This is a genomic window from Algoriphagus boseongensis (assembly GCF_004362805.1).
GTDB lineage: Bacteria > Bacteroidota > Bacteroidia > Cytophagales > Cyclobacteriaceae > Algoriphagus > Algoriphagus boseongensis.
The window spans coordinates 855,593-871,713 of record NZ_SNYF01000005.1; the positions used below are offsets into that span (position 1 = coordinate 855,593).

Consider the following 16,121-nt stretch of genomic DNA (forward strand, 5'->3'; position numbering starts at 1 on the left):
AGATTGTTTATTTAATGCTGATGGGAAGTGGATGAATTGGATGTTGAACCACTAAGATTCATGACAGGCTGGCCTTTGAGATAAGTCTGCTTTACCTCTCCGCAGGTTAGCATGGAAGCGCCAAAATAGGGGTTGGTGATGTCTTTTTGCTCACTCAACCAATACGCTCCCTGGTCACCAAATGCCATAGGGCAATAGTCTTTATACACCGCATCCTTGTTGATTCCAAAAGTTTCTGTCATTTCAAGGATATGGTAGGAGAGCATTGAAAAATGCTTTCTGGATTCTTCAAGGTTTGGAGAAGAAGAAATCTTCTGGGCGGCTTCTTTTAAACCTGCCAATTGAGACATCCAAGAATCATGTGCTTTATCAGTTAGCAATGACATATTTACTTGAGAAAGGCTCTGATTTAGAAGGTTTACGCCTTTTTTAGTTCCTTCCAAATCATCTTTCACCAAAGCATTTTTCACTGCGAAATAAGCATCTGCAACTTTTGTGATTTGAGATCTAAATTCTGAAGAAACCTCAATTGATTTGGTTTCAGGCCGGCTCATCATGCTGTATTGGCCCGAAAGTTGGGCAGCCGCATCAATCGCAAAGACTCCGTTTGTGACGATCTCATCACCGGGTTGAAGTCCAGATTCAATCTGATAATTTTCACCCATTCTACTTCCCAAAGTAACCTCTCTCATTTCGAAGGAAGGCATTTCTCCGGCCACTTTCACATAAACCACCGATCTCTTTCCAGACCAAAGGACGGAAGTTCTGGGTACACTTAGGCCAGTTCCAGAGCCTTTTGCCTGAGTTTTGATTTTTGCTGTGACAAACATTTCAGGTTTAAGTTTTTGTCCTGAGTTGTTTATTTCAGCCCGAATTGATGCAGCTCGTGTGTTTGGATCCAAAAGTGGATCGATAAATGAAACTTTAGCTTGAAAAACTTCGCCCTGAAGACCAGCAACCGTGAAATTTATCGGATCTCCCATCTTAATGGAATTCAAGTCAGATTCGTAGGCGTCCAAAAGCACCCAAAGCTTGTTGAGGTTGACAACATTGAATAGCACTTGCCCAGTACTTACATAGTCACCTACAGAAATATTCCGTTGAGTTACGACTCCGCTTTGATCAGCAAGAATATCGATTTGATCCTTAACTGTTCCGCTTTGTTCGATCGCTTGGATTTGACTTTCTGTTAGTTTCCAGAGTCTTAGTTTTTCCTTTGCTGCTTGATAGAGTTCAGGAAAGTCCGCTTTGCTTTTGCTGGCTTCTATTAATTCTCTTTGTGCAGAAAGCAATTCTGGAGAATAAATAGTTGCTAATTTTTGCCCAGTTTGGACTTTTTCGCCTGTGAAAGTGACGTAAAGTTTATCAATCCTCCCAGGAAATTTTGCAGTGACAGAAGCATTTTCCCGCTCGTCGGCCTGTATTTTTCCTGTCAAGAAAAGCTCTCCTGCGGCATTGCTTCCTCCAACTTTGGTCGTATGAATTTGTGCCAAAGCAACCGCTTCTGGAGTCATTTCATAAACCATGGGGTTACCAGATCCTGAAGTCATTTGTGAAGCAGGAATCAAATCCATCCCACAAATAGGACAGGAACCAGGCTCACCCAATTTGATTTGGGGATGCATGGAACAGGTCCAAAGGGTCTTTTCAGCCACCACTTCTGAGTGATCATGCCCTTCTTCTTTTTGTGAATTTGAAGGTTTTAGTATCCATCCTATGAAAGCCCCCAAAATCAAGGTACTCAGGATAAGTATCGTTTTATTTTCAAATATCTTTTTCATGGAATTCATTAGTTAAGAGGAATGGAGGAGGAAGAAAGCATTTCCAGCTTAGCCAAACTTTGATGCTGCATGTTGATCGCGCTGATCTCTAATAATTGATAATTCAGCAGCTGTTGCTGAGCCCTGAGAATTTCTTCAAAATCTCTACCATCAGCTGAATAAGCAGTAATTAAGAGATTCAGATTTTGATTGGTCAAATCCCGCTGTTCTCCGTAGAGTTGGATTTTTCGCTCGGCATTTTCCCAATCCCGATAAGCATTGGCCCATTCCATGGCCAATAGATTTTTGATTTTTTCCTTTTCTAAAACCGTAGCTTCTTGAAGTAATTCTGCTTCCTTGACTCTGGAATTGATTTTTTTGCGGTAAATCGGAAGGGAAAGGCTGACCATTGGCATGACCATATCTCGGCCTCCCATCATCATTCCGTTTTCCTCTCGAGAAGTAAATGGCATGTAATTAACTCCAGCTCCTAGCATTGGTCTTCCATCCAATTTGGCCATTTTTGCCTGCTGTTCGTAAGCTGAAAACTCTGAGTCATACATGGCCAGCATAGGGTTATTTGCTTGAATACTATCTAAAACAGTTAGTTTTTCTGCATCTAATTGGATTGGAACAAAGCCAGTTGGAAGCATGATTTCTTCACTTATCTCGCGATTGAGTAGTTGGTTAAATTTGATCTGAAGCGGTTCCAAATCAGCTATTTGCTGGGCAATCGTATTTTCCAGTTCCTTAATAGAGATCCGAATCTGAAGAATATCACTCATGGAAGAACCTGAAGTAGACATCCCACCAGAACTCATAGAAGTACTTGGAGAGGTAGTCTGAGACATTGCCGAGCTGGAAGTATTTCCACCACTCATGGAAGCCATACCAGAGCCGCCTGAAGAGGTCGAAGACATCGATGAATTGCTGCTGCTTGACATCGGACTTGAGGAACTGGAAGAGGAACCACCGGCGGCAGCCTGATACTTGATCAAGGCTAGGCGCTCATATTTCTTTAGAAATTCCAGATTTTCTTGGGAGATTCTCACCTCTTCATTAAGCCTTATCATCTCGTACCAGGTTGATTTCACTTGATACAATAGCTGATTTTTTTCTTCCAAAAAGAGCTGATATTGAGCCTGCGCCATGTAGTTGGCTTCTTCTTTTTGGGTTGAGATCATCCCAAACCATGGAAACATTTGCATCAATCGAATATCAGCCTGCTGATTTCCCATAAATCGTTCCATTGGACGAAAGAAGAAGCCTGCCTGAAGCTCAGGATCAGGTAAACCAGGCTGGTTTATTCTTTCCATAGCTGCTTCATATCGAGCATAGGAAGCCTTCAGCCCTGGGTTATTTTCCGCAGCTTGGATGATATAATCGTCGAGAGTTTGAGCCTGTAAAGAAAGACTGAATAGGAGGATCAATAATCCCCCTAGCCCCCTTACTACCGATAGAAATCGGGTAGGGGAAATTGAGCTTCGGAAATTCAATGATTTAGTTTCCATTTTCAGATGATTTAAACTCCTCAGCAAATACCTCGGAATTGTTTTTCAATTTTCTTTCTGCCCACCAGCAGTACAGGGTAGGTACAATAAATACCGTAGTGATTTCCAAAACCATACCGCCGAGAGACGGTATGGCCATAGGGATCATGATGTCAGAACCGCGTCCTGTAGAAGTTAGGACCGGTACCAAAGCAAGTAAGGTAGTGGCAGTAGTCATCATGCAAGGAAGAACTCTTCGCTTTCCTGCTTCCAAAACAGCCTCACGAATTTCCTTGACAGATTTGGGTTGGTTTTCTTTGAAACTTTGATCTAGGTAAGAAGCTACGACTACTCCATCATCTGTTGCAATACCGAATAGCGCAATAAACCCAACCCAAACAGCAACACTGAGATTGTAGATTTTCATTTGGAATAGATCTCGGAGATTGGTTCCAAAGAAGGAAAAGTTCATAAACCAATCCTGTCCATAGAGCCAAAGCATAAGGAAGGCTCCAGAGAATGCCATCCCTATCCCCACAAATACAAAGAGGGAAGTGGAAACTGCTCTGAATTGGAAATAGAGAATCAAGAAAATCAGGATTAAGCAGAGTGGAACTACAATTCCCAGTCTCTTTTCAGCTCTTACCTGGTTTTCATAAGATCCAGAAAACACATATCGTACTCCATTTGGCACTTTCAATTCACCGGAATCAATCTTTGCCTGTAAGTATTTTTGGGCTTGTTCTACGACAGTCACTTCTGCAAAACCATCCATTTTGTCAAGCAAGACATAGCCTACCAAGAAGCTGTTTTCTCCCCGAATCATATCTGGACCTGGCCTGTATGAGATTTCAGCGACTTGGCTCAATGGGATATAATTGCCTAATGGAGTTGGGATTTGAAGATTTTCAATGGCATAGGGATCATCACGGAACTCCCTTGCATAGCGAACACGGATTGGGAAACGTTCTCGGCCTTCAACTGTGGTGCTGAGCTTCATTCCTCCGATTGCTGTTTCAATAAAATCCTGTACATCCAACACATTCATTCCATATCTGGATATTTCATCTCTGTTGATGTCCAATTCTAGGTAAGGTTTCCCTACAATTCGATCTGCGAAAACTGCTTCCTTTTTTACAGAAGGAACTTCCTTCAAGTATTTTTCCAACTCTAAGCCAAAGCTTTCAATAGTTTGAAGATCAGGTCCATATACTTTTATTCCCATAGGAGCCCTCATGCCGGTTTGGAGCATTACCAATCGGGTTTCAATAGGCTGGAGCTTAGGAGAGGAGGTCACTCCAGGAATTTGAATCACAGATACAATTTCTTCCCAAATATCATCCGGAGACTGAATATGTTTCCTCCATTGACGGAAGTACTCGCCATCTTCATCATGTATCAGATCGACAACCCTGATTTGATTAGGAGTCATAGTTTCCGGATCGAATAAAGAACCGTCTTTCAACTCATATTTTCCATCTTTTACTTTAAAGCGAAGTCTATTGCCGTCCAAATCAGTGGCGTATTCGCTTTTGTAATTGATGGTATTTTCAAACATGTTGATGGGAGCAGGATCAATTGCTGTTTCAGCACGTCCAGCTTTTCCCACTACCAATTCCACTTCAGGAATGGCAGTCACTAGCATATCCAATTGTTGGAGGACCTCTTTATTTTCCTGAATTCCTGCATGTGGCATTGTAGTCGGCATCAGAAGAAAAGAACCTTCATTCAAGGAAGGCATAAACTCTTTACCCATTCCAGGAAAAGAATGGCTCATTCCAGACCAAAGTCCTGTGGTTCTAATATTTACTCCAATGAGATCGAATGTCCTTGGAATAATTCCAAAAACGGTATTGAATCCTAGCCAAACGCTTGTTCCAAAGAGTATTACAATAAGTGGAAAAAAAATAAACTTGCCCTTGTTGGCTAGGCACCACACGAGAATTTTTGGATAGATTTTGATAAATCCAGCAAAACCACCCAAAACCAAAGCCAATAGAAAAGCTATAAATCCAAAATTCACCAGTTTACTCACAGACACGCCCAATGGCATCCATAGCCCTGTTAAAAGCCAAGTGACAAATAGGAGGGTGATTCCAATGGTAGCCAGATTTCTTTTTGGTTCGACTTTCTCAGGAAATTGATAAGCCAAAACATTGAGTAAGCCAAATGCAAACAGTAACCAACCACCCCATGACCAAATAGTAAAGGCAATTACAGGCCCTAAAACCAGAAGTGAGAAATTTAGAACTCTACCCAACTTTCCTTTGATTTCCTTCATTGAAAAGGCCCAATGAGAAAATGCAGGCATAATCAGCAAGGTGAAAATCAAAGCTGAAACCAAGGCAAAAGTCTTGGTATAGGCCAAAGGCCCGAAGAGCTTTCCTTCTGCTGCTTGGAGGGTAAATACCGGAAGAAAACTGATAATGGTTGTACTTACAGCTGTGATAATTGCACCAGAAACTTCAGCAGTAGCTAGGTAAACAGTTTTTAGCTTGGACTGACCCGAAGGAGCCGTTTCCAGATGTCTGAGGATATTTTCATTTAGAATAATCCCCAAGTCTACCATGGTCCCGATGGCAATTGCGATTCCCGAAAGGGCAACGATATTGGCATCTACCCCGAAGTATTTCATAAAAATGAAACACATCAACACCGCCATGGGGAGTAAGGCCGAAATGAGTAAGGAAGCCCTAAGGTTGTACACCATCACGATGATGACCAAAATGGTGACCAAAATCTGGAGATTGATCGCTTCGTAAAGCGTCCCCAAAGTCTCGTAAATCAATCCGGTACGATCATAGAAAGGAACTAGGGTAACTTTGGAAACTGTTCCGTCCGCTAAGGTTTTGGTTGGGAGGCCTTGGGAAAGCTTTTCGATTTCAGCTTTGACTCCTTCGATGACTTTTAAAGGATTGTCTCCATATCGGGCGATAACAACTCCGCCTACAGCTTCCGCACCACTTTTGTCTAAGATTCCAGACATATTTCTTGGCTGTGGTCCAATATTCACCCGGGCCACATCCTGGATTCGGATAGGGACATTGTTGGTGACTTTTACGACAGCCTTGTCTAGGTCTTCCAATTCCTCTACATAGCCCAAACCTCTAATGAAATAGTCTACCCGATTGACTTCAATAGTGTTGGCAGAGACGTCTAGATTAGATTTTCTAACAGCCTCCATCACGTCCATTAGACTCACCCCATTTGCTTTCAAAGCAGCAGGATCAACATCAACCTGATATTCTTTGACATAACCTCCAACGGACGCCACTTCAGCAACGCCTTCAACAGCAGTCAGAGCATAACGCACATAGTAATCCTGAATGGTTCTAAGCTCATGCAAGTCCCAACCTCCGGTTGGATTGCCATCTTGATCTCTTCCTTCAAGGTTGTACCAAAAAACCTGACCCAATGCAGTGGCATCTGGGCCAAGTTTGGGTTGTACTCCATCAGGCAATAGATCTGATGGAAGACTATTCAGTTTTTCTAATACACGTGACCTACTCCAATAAAACTCGATGTCCTCTTCGAATATGATATAGATACTGGAAAAGCCAAATGCAGAACTTGAACGTACACTTTTTACTCCCGGAAGACCCAAAAGGGAAGTGGTGAGCGGATAGGTGATTTGATCCTCGACATCCTGTGGCGAGCGTCCCATCCACTCGGTAAAGACGATTTGTTGGTTTTCTCCGATGTCCGGGATGGCATCTACTGGAACAGGGTCTCTAGGCAGAAAGTCAACTTGCCAGTTGAAGGGAGCAGTAACTATTCCCCAGCCGATGATCAGCAACAGGAATAGAACTGTAACCAGTTTGTTTTCTAAGAAATACTTGATGATTCGATTGAGCATAAATCAAAGGTTAAATGCAAGAATTAATACCAAGGGTTTTGGCAAAAGGAATGCATGCAGGAATTCCTGCAACCTGTGATTTAAATCAAGAAGGATTGATACAGCACCTGAAGGTCCTGTTCAATAGGGGGAGGGGAATAAGAAGGAAATTGCTTTTCTTCGGAAGAAGAGAATTCAATTCCAAAAACAAGAACTTGCACTAGGGCAACAGCGAAGTTCAGTGAAAAGTCGATATCAACTTTTTTCAATTGCACTTCATCGTCCACCTGTAAATGTGTGGTCACATTTTCGCAGCAGGATTTGGGGTCTTGATGATTATCCGAATCATTTTCACTGTGGTCCATTGGCATATTCATACCACAGTCCACATGTTTTTCTCCAAAACCTATTTCCGATTTCATTTCCATACCCATGCAAAAATGAGTTGTCTTCGCCATCCCAACGGATGAGAAGAAAACCAGCAGGGCTAATAGTATGGAAAGAGTTGCTTTCATTGACTCAAAAATACGGAATAAAATTTCGGAAGTTCAAATATTTGGATGACTGATTGATCAATAGAGTAAATCATTAAAATGGTTTTATGGGAAGGATCTTGATCCTTTAGCCCACGGTTTAAACCGTGGGCTATGCAGAGGTTATTTAGGCGTAGCAATAAACCCGGCTTTAAGCACTGCTTTCTTGATTTCCTCAGGTTCTAGATTTTCTGTATTTACTGTTAGGGTTCTTTCCGGATCAGTCAAATCGACATTCCATGATTCAATTCCAGTTTGCTCATTGAGTTTAGGAGTTACTTTGGCTAAGCAGTTACCACAGTTAATGTTGGTTTTAAATTTTAGAATTTTCATTTTTCAGACATTAGATATAAGACACTAGAAATAAGACAAGAGAATTGTATTAAGAATTCAGAGTTAGGTAATTTTTAAATATTTCAATTTTTCAATTTTCAATTTCGGCTTAGAGTTTTCTTCTTTTCAGCCTTAGGCTATTCATTACCACAGATACCGAACTAAAGGCCATGGCTCCTCCTGCGATCATTGGATCCAAAAGGAATCCATTGAAAGGATACAATATTCCAGCTGCTATGGGAATTCCAATCAAATTGTAGATAAAAGCCCAAAAGAGATTTTGCTTGATTCCATTTACGGTCAAATGTGACAAATGGAAGGCCTGAGGAATTTTCTCCAAATCGGAAGTGATCAGAGTGATTTTAGCCACATCCATGGCAATGTCTGATCCATGTCCCATGGCAATACTGACATCGGACTGTGCCAAAGCTTCTGAATCGTTAATTCCGTCTCCAACCATAGCTACGACTTTACCTTTTTCCTGAAGGTTTTTGACAAATTGAGATTTATCTGAAGGCATTACTTCCGCTCTGAAATCTGTAATCCCAACTTCCTTGGAAACAGCAGCCGCTGTTTGTTGATTGTCTCCGGTCAGCATATAGACGTCCACTCCAGATTCCTTTAGTTTGGTAATTGCTGACTTTGAACTCGGTTTAATCTGATCCTGAATGCCCAAGATAGCCAAAGCTTGATCTTGATCAGCAAACCAAATTACCGTTTGAGCTTGTTCACTCCAGGTTTTTGCTGTCTCTTTTAAATCGGCAGGAACTGAAATTTTGTTTTCCTGAAGGAGTTTGAGGTTTCCTGCGAAATAGGTTTTTCCGTCTTTGCTGCCTTTCACGCCCCGAGCGGTAATGCTTTCGAAATGCTCCAAGGAAGTTGCCTTTACATTTTCTTCTTTTAAATACTTCATCACAGCCTCCGCCAATGGATGTTCGGATTTAGATTCCAGAGAAAGTAAAATTGATTTAAGGTCAACAGTCAACAGACCTCTGTCGACAGCTGTTTCGGAATCCAATTCGGTTGACTGTCGACAGTCGACAGTGGACAAATAATTTGTAACCGTAGGTTTTCCTTCAGTAATAGTCCCCGTCTTATCCAGAATAATCGCATTGACCTGATGCCCCAATTCCAGACTTTCCGCATCCCGAATCAAAATATTGTTTTCAGCTCCTTTGCCTACACCAACCATGATAGCGGTAGGCGTGGCCAAGCCCAAAGCACAAGGACAGGCAATGACTAAGACCGAAACTGCAGCCAAAAGGGCATGGGAAACCGCATTTTCTCCTCCATAAATCATCCAAATTCCAAAAGTCAAAATGGCAATTCCCATGACCACAGGAACAAAGATTCCAGCGATTTTATCTACCAGTTTTTGAACAGGAGCTTTACTTCCTTGAGCCTCTTGGACGCGTTTGATGATTTGAGAAAGTAGGGTAGATGCTCCGACTTTTTCCGCTTCTATCTCCAAACTTCCTTTCTGATTAATGGTACCTGCAAATACCGCATCTCCTGTTTTCTTTTCCACCGGAACAGGTTCACCGCTGATCATACTTTCGTCCAGGTATGAACTTCCTTCCAAGACTTTTCCGTCAACAGGGATTTTTTCTCCGGGTTTGATCAGGATTTGATCGCCAACTTGTACTTCCTCGATTTTGATTTCCTGAGGCTTACCATCTTGGATTCGGGTCAAGGTTTTGGGTTGAAGGCCCATTAGTTTCTTCAAAGCGGATCCAGTTTGAGATTTGGCTTTTTCCTCCAGCATTTTTCCGAAGGAAATAAAGACGATAATCACGGTCGCAGCTTCATAATACACGTGTGGATGAATGCCCCGCTGATGCCAAAACTCCGGAAATACCGTGTTAAACACCGAGAAGATAAAGGCAATCCCGGTACTCAAGGCAACGAGCGTGTCCATATTGGCTTTGCCATGTCGGGCTTGCTTCCAAGCATTACTATAAAAATGTCTCCCAAAAAAGAACAGAACAGGAATGGAAAGCACCATACTGATCCACTTTCCGGGTTCCCATTCCATAAAGAACATTCCCAAAATGAAAACAGGCAAAGTCAGCAAAGCAGCACCGATTGTTTGTTTTTTGACAGCTTTGTATTTCTTCTCCTGTTCTTCCTGAACCGTTTTCTGTACGTCTTTGGAATCGATGACCAAACCGTAACCAATGTCGGTCAGGGCCTCATTCAATTTATCGGGAGAGGTACTGTCGTCGTATTCGACCTGTACAGTATTGGTTGCAAAATTCACCGCCGCAGATTTGACTCCGTCGGTGTATTGCAAAATAGTCTCCACGCTGGAGGCACAAGCTGCGCAGGTCATGCCAATGACTGGAAAGGTTTCCTTATGGATTTTCCCTGTGGGTTTTTTGGAAGTCGTGCTTTCTGTATCCATAGCTAATTGCGGATGATACAAAATTGCTCATTCTTAGCTTGAAAAGTTTTACAGGATTTTGGGTAAGATTTATAAGATTTTGTTGTTCGGTACGCTTTCTTATTCTGTTTTTTTCACCGCAAAGGCACTGAGAATGAAAAAAAGAGGCTGTCTCAAAAGTAGAATTTGTCACATTGAGCGAAGTCGAAATGTGTTCCAAATAACTGGAATTGGCCTTCGACTCCGCTCAGGCTGACCACGAAGCGATTTAGGAGACAGTCTCTTGAAAGATTCTGAAATTAATTTTCTCCCGAAGGTAACTTTAGGCCCCGAGTGGATTCTAGAATTGGGAGATTAGCTTCGGTAGGAATGTAAATGACTGTTTTGTCGTTCAAGTTTCTCTGCTGTCTAACCCATAAGTACTGGATGTATTTTTCTGAAAGAGCTCCATTTTCGATAGCAATGGCTTCAGCTGCACCTCGAGCTCTTTCCACTTCTGCTTGGGCATTGAGTTTTTCTGCTTCCAAATTGGCTGCAGCTTCCTCGATTAGAATTCTTCGGTTTTGTTCTGCTTTTGCAAATTCTGCCCGGCCTGACATTTCTTGCTGCCATACATTGTAGGTTGGGCAACCCCAAAGCCCAAAACCGATTAGTGCAAATAGGAACCATGAAATCATTGTGCCTAGCAAAGCACCTTTATAATTTCCATTCATATAGATAAGGTATTTAGTTAATGACTAAAGATAATTTAAATTGGAAAATGCCCTTCAAATGGAATAAAGAATTAAATCAAGTCTAAAGGCCTTCTTGAAGTTTGCCCATTTTTCTTGAATTCACTTGGGGTCATTCCGGTTTCTTTTTTGAATTGGGAGCTGAGATAGGCCACAGAGCTATAGCCCATCTGAAAGGCTATTTCAGAAAGACTGAGCTCGTCATAAAAAAGGTATTCCTTGACCTTCTCGATTTTTTGCAAGGTGTAAAATCGCTCGATCGTTATGCCTTCCACAGAAGAAAACAACTTGCTCAAACCGGTATATTCATGGTTGAGCTGTTCTGAAAGTAAAACAGATAAGTTCTCATTTTGGGAAGTCTCCCTGTGATGAACGAATTGAATGATCAGGGTTTTTATTTGAGAAATCAAGGCAGATTTTCCTGGCTCTAACAATTCAAACCCTCTTTTCTCAAGTAAAACGGAAAGCTTCTCCTTTTCAGTTTCTGAAATGGGTTGACTTAAGTTAACCTTTCCCAACTCTACTTTGGCTTTGATATTTTCATGAGAAAAAATCTCCTCCACTGCTTCTATGCACCGGAGGCAAACCATGTTTTTAATCAAAAGTTGGGTTTCCATTTTCTTAAAACTCTTTTTCTCCAAACTCACTCTTCACAAACTTCGCTCGGTTTTTAGAACGATTAATTGTGTAGGATAAGTTCAGAAGAATCATATCCACCTCATAGATGTAGTTGGTGGTGGTGAAGAATTCCCCTTCTCTACAAGTTGTGATTCTCTGCTCATTGGTCTTTAGGACTCCCAGATCAATATTTTGCCAAACCAGGTTTAAAGCTAATTGTCCATCAAGGAAGGTTTTTCGAATATTCAAGGAAGGCTGATAAAAGCGACTGTCTTCACCCTGTGCGGTAACTCGCTTGGAGAGATAATTTAAGCTAAACTGAGAACTCAGGCTTTTGGTGAAATTGTAAGTCGTGTTAAAATTATAGGAATAAACCCACGCAGCTTGGTCAACTGGTCTATTATCAAACTCGCCCTGTATAGAGTAGTGGTAGACATTTCCTCCCACATAGCCTTTCCACTTTTCTGTAAAAAAGAGTTCTGTTCCCAATTCTAGCCCAATTGATTTTGCCGTCCCGACATTGGAATAAATCCTGTTTAGAATGCTGTCGTTGTAGACCGTATTTACCCTATTCACCAAGTTTTCTACTTGGGTGAAATAGGCAGTTGCGTAGAAACTATTGTCTTTCCAGGTTTTAACCATTCCCACTTCCAGCGTATTGATAAACTCAGGAAGGACATTGGGGTCACCCTGTTCAAGTGTTTCACTGTGCTCTCTTTCCGGAAAAGGATTCATTTTAAAGGTGGTTTCCCGTTCTACCCGTTGGGTAAAATTCAGCTTCCAAGTGAGCTCTTTGTTAGCTTGGTAAGTGATATTCCCACTGAAAAAAGGTCGGATATAATCATACAAATAGGTGGTATCCAAGCTGCCTGACTTGTCTTGTAACTGGAATTTTCGCTCCATGATTTCAGTTCGCACGCCAGCGCTGTAAGACCATTTTTCTCGCTTTTTATCCCATTGGATATAGCCTGTATGGATGATTCTTTTCAGGTCTACTTCTGAAGAAAACTCAGGTACAATTTCCCAAATTCCACTTTCGTTATTTTTTCTTTCGTACAAAAAGTCCCCAAAATGATCCAGGAAACGATATTGATACCCTACTTGGAAATTTCCAATTGAACTCGGTTTAAACGTATAATCCAGATTGTACCGCACCCCATTTAATGGGTTGTCATTGGTATTGTATTCGTCTTGATAAACAATAGAAAGATCTGGATAGCCCAAATTTCGGTTGATTGTAGGCCCTCCCAACATGCTGTATTCATAGAGTAGAGAGGTGCTTAGTTTACTCCCATTGGAAAAGGAATGAACATAATCCAAACTTCCTAATGCAAAGTCACCCCGGCGGTTTTGGTCATTGGCATTAAAGTATTGAAATGGGAGAGTTTCTCCGCCGGGGAATTCTTTGTGATTGTCATAATATAAAATATCGGCAGTTCGGATTCTGTCCCGAACTCCGGCATAAAACCCAAGACTTAAGGAATTGGAGGGATTAGGTGTATAACCCACAGTAAAGCGACCTGAGTAATTTTGCTCATCAATACTTCGCTCACCTTCTGATGGGAAATAGGTAGTTGTGTCTCCACTGATAGTATAGACATTTCCCACACGCCTTCCACTTTGGTCGTTTCTTTGATAGCTAGCCCCAAAAGAAATATCCCATTTTCCTTTCAGGTAATTCAGGTTAAAATCACCGCCATAGCGCTGCTGAGGGGCTTTATTGTCATAATTCTCAATAGATGGGAATCCCAATTTCCCATTAAACTGGAGGTAAAGACCATCTGTTGCTCCCTTCTTAGTGGTAATATTGATGATTCCAGCCTTTCCTTCAGAATCGTATTGTGCGGAAGGAGCAGAAAGCCATTCTACCTTTTCAATGCTATTGGCAGGTAATTGCCCTAAAAGCATCATAGGATCACCCTGTGTCGGACGACCATTAATCATGACTACAAAACCGGAACTTCCTCGAATGGAAAGTGTCCCTTCTCCATTTATGCTTACCCCAGGAAGGTTTTTCAAAACATCAGTGGCTGTTCCTCCTTGAGCCGCTTCGAAATTTTCCGCGGAAAAACTTTGCTTTTCAGGTCTGAAATCGGTGGAGATCCGCTGCCCCTCAACCTCTACCGCTTGAAGATTTTGTGAATCCTGATCAAGGAAAATTATGCCCAAATCTATCTTCTGATTTCGGTCTACTTGAAGATTGGGAATTGTTTGGGAATTAAATCCCAAGAAACTAGCGACTAGATAGTAGTTGCCTGCTGGGATTTTATCAATCAAAAAGATTCCTTCCAAATCAGTAATGCCTCCATCTACTAAAGAGCTATCTTGAAAATTATACAAAGCTACAGAAGCAAATTCTAAAGGAATTCCATCGCTTTTGGAAAAGACCTTTCCTTTAATCTGGATTTGCGCAATAGCAGGTAAAACTCCTAAGAGAAAGGATATTAAAAATCCCAATTTTTTCATCATATTAAAATAACTCAAACCTTAATCAGATTTTGAAGAAATCCATGAAAGGGGAATTTTTCTTTTTTCGAAAGTTGGACTGCTTCTAAATTTTCATCCTAATAAAATTTATGAAATCCATTCTTTTTCCTCTTTTTGAAGCTTTTAAAAAAATCCAATCTATATCCCTAGATTCTATTGGTGAGCTTGAAAGACTTTGTGAAGTAAAGTCCTATTCCAAAAATGGAGAAATACAGGGAATAGGGGCCACTTGTAGGACAATTTATTTTGTACTGTCTGGAGTCGCAAGAATTTATTATTTGAAGGATGGGACTGAGGTGACCGAATATTTTGCATTTGAAAACGACCTGATTGTCAGGGCTGAAAGTTTATTTACCAATACTCCAAGTAAAAAAGCAATTCAGGCACTAGAAGATTCCGTTTTGGTGTCAATTTCCTCAGAAGCCTTATATGGATTATTTGAAAAACAACATGATTTGGAAAGGCTTTTTAATAGGTTAGTTCAAAATTCTTATGTGGAAACTCTTCGAAGATTGGAAAATATCCAGTTTTTGACTGCAGAAGAGCGATATCAAAAGCTTTTGGAAGAGCATCCAGAGATAGTTCAGAAAATTCCATTAAAGTATGTTGCCTCATTTTTGGGAATAACCCAGGTCAGCTTGAGCAGGATCAGGGCTAGTATACGCTGAATTTTTAACATATGTAAAAGGAATTGGCAGGAGAGAGCCTGACCTTTGTCGTCAAAAATTCTCCCATGCAACCTGTCCTTGGCTTAAAACAAAACTGGAAGCAATTTTCATTATTGGTATTGATCAATGCTTTTGTGGGAGCAACGGTCGGTATGGAAAGATCAATTTTTCCAGATTTTGCCTTAGAAATATTTGGTCTGGAGTCTCATATGGCTATGCTGACCTTTATTGTTGCTTTTGGCGTCAGTAAAGCCATAACCAATTATTTCTCAGGGAAATTTTCCAATCGGTACGGGAGAAAAAACCTTTTAATTTTTGGATGGCTATTGGTGCTGCCGGTTCCCTTTATCCTGAATTTAACCGGAAGTTGGTCTTGGGTAATTTTTGCCAATAGCCTTTTAGGTATCAGCCAGGGTTTGACATGGAGTAGCACGGTGGTCATGAAAATAGACTTGGTTGGTGAGAAAAACCGAGGACTGGCCATGGGATTAAATGAATTTGCAGGGTACTTAGCCTTAGGTATATCGGCTGTAATTAGTGCTTATTTAACTTCAAATTATGGATTAAGACCAATTCCCTTTTGGACAATGGGAGGTATTGCATTGATGGGACTCTTGCTCTCGTTCTGGGCTAAAGAAACCAAAGAACATGTTAAAGTAGAATCATCTAATACTTCCTCTCCGAAAGTTTCTAAAGCTTTTTGGAACACCACAGTGAGTGATAAAACTTTGAGTTCAGTGACTCAGGCTGGTTTGGTAAACAACTTAAATGATGGAATGATATGGGGTTTGCTTCCTGTGCTATTGGTAGAAAAGGGATTCAATCTTGAAGAGATTGGGAGTTTGGCAGCAGTTTATCCTGTCGTTTGGGGATTTGGGCAATTATTTACCGGAAAAATGTCTGATCACTTTTCAAAAAAGAAAATGTTATTTATAGGTATGTTGTTGCAGGGATTTGCCATAATTGCTCTTGGATTCGTTTTTTCTAAAATGGAATTTATTGTGCTGTTGACCTTTTTGGGAATAGGAACAGCAATAGTTTATCCCACATTTTTGGCAACCGTGGCCTCTGCTACTCATCCTCAGGATAGAGCGGAGGTGCTTGGTGTATTTAGATTTTGGAGGGATTTAGGCTACGCGGTTGGGGCTTTGATTTCTGGAATTGTAGCCGACCAATTTGGGATTGTTTTTTCCATAATCTTCATCGGAATCCTTACCGTAATTTCTGGCCTAATAATTGAGTTTAGAATGCCAAGAATACGACTGGATAACTGAAATTACTTA

The 16,121-nt window shown here is 41.1% G+C and carries 11 protein-coding genes; 2 read left to right on the forward strand and 9 right to left on the reverse strand.

The features are described 5' to 3' along the window. Positions 1 to 11: 11 nt before the first annotated feature. The 9 genes from DFQ04_RS03745 to DFQ04_RS03785 all read right to left on the reverse strand — a co-directional run bounded on the left by DFQ04_RS03745 (position 12) and on the right by DFQ04_RS03785 (position 14,167). Positions 12 to 1,781, reverse strand: a complete 1,770-nt coding sequence (locus DFQ04_RS03745) for an efflux RND transporter periplasmic adaptor subunit (RefSeq protein ID WP_133552824.1) — start codon at positions 1,779 to 1,781, stop codon at positions 12 to 14. A gap of 8 nt (positions 1,782 to 1,789) precedes the next feature. Then, complete coding sequence (locus tag DFQ04_RS03750) at positions 1,790 to 3,271, reverse strand: TolC family protein (protein WP_133552826.1); 1,482 nt, start codon at positions 3,269 to 3,271, stop codon at positions 1,790 to 1,792. Next, positions 3,261 to 7,106 carry an efflux RND transporter permease subunit gene (locus tag DFQ04_RS03755; RefSeq protein WP_133552828.1) on the reverse strand — a complete coding sequence of 1,282 codons (3,846 nt, stop codon included), beginning with the start codon at positions 7,104 to 7,106 and terminating at the stop codon, positions 3,261 to 3,263. The genes DFQ04_RS03750 and DFQ04_RS03755 overlap by 11 nt, the downstream gene beginning before the upstream one ends. An 80-nt stretch (positions 7,107 to 7,186) precedes the next feature. Beyond that, positions 7,187 to 7,600: an HYC_CC_PP family protein gene (locus tag DFQ04_RS03760; protein ID WP_133552830.1), complete on the reverse strand. Its 414-nt coding sequence runs from the start codon at positions 7,598 to 7,600 to the stop codon at positions 7,187 to 7,189. A gap of 141 nt (positions 7,601 to 7,741) precedes the next feature. Beyond that, entirely contained in the window at positions 7,742 to 7,951 is a 210-nt protein-coding gene (locus DFQ04_RS03765) for a heavy-metal-associated domain-containing protein (RefSeq protein ID WP_133552832.1), read from the reverse strand. A 109-nt stretch (positions 7,952 to 8,060) separates the two neighbouring features. Beyond that, the gene (locus tag DFQ04_RS03770; RefSeq protein WP_133552834.1) at positions 8,061 to 10,355 is read right to left on the reverse strand and encodes a heavy metal translocating P-type ATPase; all 2,295 of its coding nucleotides are present in this window, start codon (positions 10,353 to 10,355) and stop codon (positions 8,061 to 8,063) included. Positions 10,356 to 10,633: 278 nt separating this feature from the next. Beyond that, complete coding sequence (locus DFQ04_RS03775; RefSeq protein ID WP_208110499.1) at positions 10,634 to 11,047, reverse strand: hypothetical protein; 414 nt, start codon at positions 11,045 to 11,047, stop codon at positions 10,634 to 10,636. Positions 11,048 to 11,118: 71 nt separating this feature from the next. Next, positions 11,119 to 11,682: a helix-turn-helix domain-containing protein gene (locus tag DFQ04_RS03780; RefSeq protein ID WP_133552835.1), complete on the reverse strand. Its 564-nt coding sequence runs from the start codon at positions 11,680 to 11,682 to the stop codon at positions 11,119 to 11,121. 4 nt (positions 11,683 to 11,686) lie between these two features. Then, positions 11,687 to 14,167 (reverse strand): TonB-dependent receptor domain-containing protein, encoded by a 2,481-nt coding sequence (locus DFQ04_RS03785; protein ID WP_243739625.1) that lies wholly within the window; start codon positions 14,165 to 14,167, stop codon positions 11,687 to 11,689. 92 nt (positions 14,168 to 14,259) lie between these two features. On the opposite strand from DFQ04_RS03785, the gene DFQ04_RS03790 reads away from it, so the two are divergent. Both DFQ04_RS03790 and DFQ04_RS03795 read left to right on the forward strand, forming a co-directional pair. Further along, complete coding sequence (locus DFQ04_RS03790; protein ID WP_133552837.1) at positions 14,260 to 14,838, forward strand: Crp/Fnr family transcriptional regulator; 579 nt, start codon at positions 14,260 to 14,262, stop codon at positions 14,836 to 14,838. Positions 14,839 to 14,903: 65 nt separating this feature from the next. Then, a complete protein-coding gene (locus DFQ04_RS03795) occupies positions 14,904 to 16,112 on the forward strand; it encodes an MFS transporter (RefSeq protein WP_133552839.1) in 1,209 nt (402 codons plus the stop codon). The last annotated feature ends 9 nt before the right edge of the window (positions 16,113 to 16,121 follow it).